The following is a 2,512-nucleotide window of genomic DNA, read 5'->3' on the forward strand; positions in this document are numbered from 1 at the left end:
GGGCGCCCAGGGGGGCGGTGCTGGCCAGCCCGAGGACGTCGCCCGGCGCGGCCGCGGCGGCCCAGGCGGCGGCGGGCCCGTCGCCGTGCCGCACGAAGTCGACGTCGACCTCGCCGGTGGCCGGGTCCTGCCGGCGTGCCGTGTAGCTGCGGAGGCTGACCCCGTGGCTGCCCTGGGGCCACACGATGCGGCCGTCGCGGGCCACGGTCGGCCACACCGGGTCGCGGTCCCCGACCCGCGGCACCAGCACGGCGAGCGTGGGCTGCGCCGCCGCCACCACCTCGGGGGCACCGCGGAGGGTGACCCGGACGACGGACGGCGTGACCGGTGCGGAGGCCAGGACGGTCAGCACGTCGACGGGGCGGGCGCCGGTCGGGTCGGTCACGACCGGCCAGCCTAGGCGCCGCAGCGGGCCGACCCGGCCGGTCCCGGGGGAGGGGACCGACCGGGCCGGCGCTCGCGGGCCGGGTGCTCACCTTCCGTGACCGCTGAGGCGGCCGACGGCGGAGCGACCTGACCGACGACCACGCTACGTGAGCACCGGCGTGCTGCGGCTCCGTCCGCCGCCGGTCTCACCCCGACGGGGGACCGGCGGACCGGTCGCACCCGGCAGGTGTGCTATCCCCCGGCGGCGGGAAGGGGACCCCGACATCCCGACCGAGCGCAGGAGGACCACCGTGGCCGACGACCTGGAGAAGGGTGACGACGTCACCTGGAAGACCCACGGCACCGAGACCGAGGGCACCGTCACCCGCAAGATCACCGACGACACGAAGGCGGCCGGCCGCACGGTCAAGGCCAGCGACGACGACCCGCAGTACGAGGTGAAGAGCGACAAGTCCGGCAAGAAGGCCGTGCACAAGCCCGACGCCCTGGAGAAGCAGTGACCGGCCCCGGCGAGGACCGGCAGACCGCGGGCACCCACGGCGCCCGGGTGGACGACGCGCTCGCGGCGGAGACCGAGGCGATCACCCGCACCGGGCACAGCGGGCGGACCGAGGAGTCGCGGGAGGTCGAGCCGAGCGGCGAGGACCAGCCCGACGTCGACCTCGCCCCCGACGGCACGCTCACCGGCGGCACGCCGTCCGGGATCGACGAGGCCACCGTGCAGCTGCGCGCCGAGCTCGCCCGCTGGCTGGACCGGGCCGACTTCCCGGCCACCGGTGCCGACCTGGTCGAGGCCGCCCGCGACCACCGCGCCCCCGACGCCGTCGCCGACGAGCTGGCCCGGCTGGAGCCGACCCGCAGCTACGACCGGGTCGGCGAGGTCGTCCGGGCGCTGGGGCACCCCACGGAGGACTGAGCGGGGCCGGGGGTCAGCGTCGTCGGCCCCCGGCCTCCTCCTCGGCGATCTCCTCCGCGCCGCGGCGGCGGAACAGCTTGGAGCCGGGGAACCCCTTGGCCAGCTCGCGCAGGTCCTGCACGGTGTCCAGCAGGGCGCGGACGTCGGGTGCGACGTTGTCCAGCGACGCCAGCACCGGGAGGACGTCCTCGTCCAGGTGGGTGACGAGCACGGGCAGCCGGTCCACCAGGCGCACCAGCGCCTCGACCTCGGCGGGGTCCAGGTCGTCGGCGAACCGCTGCAGCAGCGGCGCCAGCTGGGTGAGGGCCGGTTCGTAGGAGGCCAGCAACGGGCCGGTGCGGTCCAGCAGGCCGCCGGCCGACCCGACCAGGGCGTCGGCCCGCTCCCGGGTGGCCCGGGCCTCGGCGACGAGGGTGTCGGCGCCGTCCCGGGTCGACCGGGCGCCGCTGACCAGGTCGTCGGCACCCTGCCGGGTGGCGCGGGCCTCGGCCACCAGGGCATCGGCCGCGCGCAGCGTGCCCTCGGCGCCGGCGACGGCCCCGTCGGCGGAGGCCCGGGTCGCCTCGGCGCCGCGGATGAGCACCTCCGCCCGCTCCCTGGTCCCCGATGCGTCGGCGACCACGGTCCCGGCCCGGTCCACGACGGCGTCGACGCGCCCCACGACGGTCTCGACGCGGTCCAGCACCCGGGCGACCCGGCCCAGCAGCTGCTCGACCTCGCCCACGGCGGCCACGACGCGGGGTACCAGGGCGAGGGACTCGGTGACCAGGTCGCGCAGGCCCTCGGCCGCTCCGATCAGGTCCGACGGGCCGGGCAGCTGCGGCAACCTCACCGGCCGGACGGTACGCAGCACCGGCCGCCGGGGCCATCGCGGCGACCACGACAGGCCTCGCGGTGACACCGGGTCGACAGGTCGACCACGGCGTGTGAATCACATCGGTGTCGTTCAGCCCGTAGTCTGTACCGACGGCGCCGCCGGCGGCGCCGGGGCGGACCGCGCCGTCGACGCAGCGTCGACCGGCGTCGACCACGACAACGGGGTGTGGAACCGGTGGCGGAGCAGGACAGGCACGGGGGGGCCGACGGTGGTCCCCGCGGCTCCGGTGCCCCCCCGCGCGCCCGCGGCGCCGCCACCGACTCCCAGCTGACGGTCGAGGCCCTGCTGGCCCGCTCGCGGGCCACGGCCGCGCCCGGCACCGGGGGCCGGCG

The 2,512-nt window shown here is 77.7% G+C and carries 4 protein-coding genes; 2 read left to right on the forward strand and 2 right to left on the reverse strand.

The window, feature by feature from the left end:
* Window positions 1-385 (reverse strand): siderophore-interacting protein (locus NH342_RS22685; RefSeq protein ID WP_253018586.1); only part of this gene is annotated, 385 nt, incomplete at its 3' end.
* Between the two features lie 292 nt (window positions 386-677).
* Between NH342_RS22685 and NH342_RS22690 the strand changes: the two genes are divergently transcribed.
* Window positions 678-887: a DUF2945 domain-containing protein gene (locus NH342_RS22690; protein ID WP_253018588.1), complete on the forward strand. Its 210-nt coding sequence runs from the start codon at window positions 678-680 to the stop codon at window positions 885-887.
* On the forward strand, window positions 884-1,303 hold the full coding sequence (locus tag NH342_RS24445) for a DUF2795 domain-containing protein (RefSeq protein ID WP_253018590.1): 420 nt from the start codon (window positions 884-886) through the stop codon (window positions 1,301-1,303). The genes NH342_RS22690 and NH342_RS24445 overlap by 4 nt, the downstream gene beginning before the upstream one ends.
* A 13-nt stretch (window positions 1,304-1,316) precedes the next feature.
* Here the strand turns inward: NH342_RS24445 and NH342_RS22700 are convergent, their stop codons facing one another.
* On the reverse strand, window positions 1,317-2,135 hold the full coding sequence (locus NH342_RS22700) for a hypothetical protein (protein WP_253018592.1): 819 nt from the start codon (window positions 2,133-2,135) through the stop codon (window positions 1,317-1,319).
* Window positions 2,136-2,512: the final 377 nt, after the last annotated feature.

It is taken from the genome of Klenkia sp. PcliD-1-E, assembly GCF_024124375.1.
Classification (GTDB): Bacteria; Actinomycetota; Actinomycetes; order Mycobacteriales; family Geodermatophilaceae; genus Klenkia.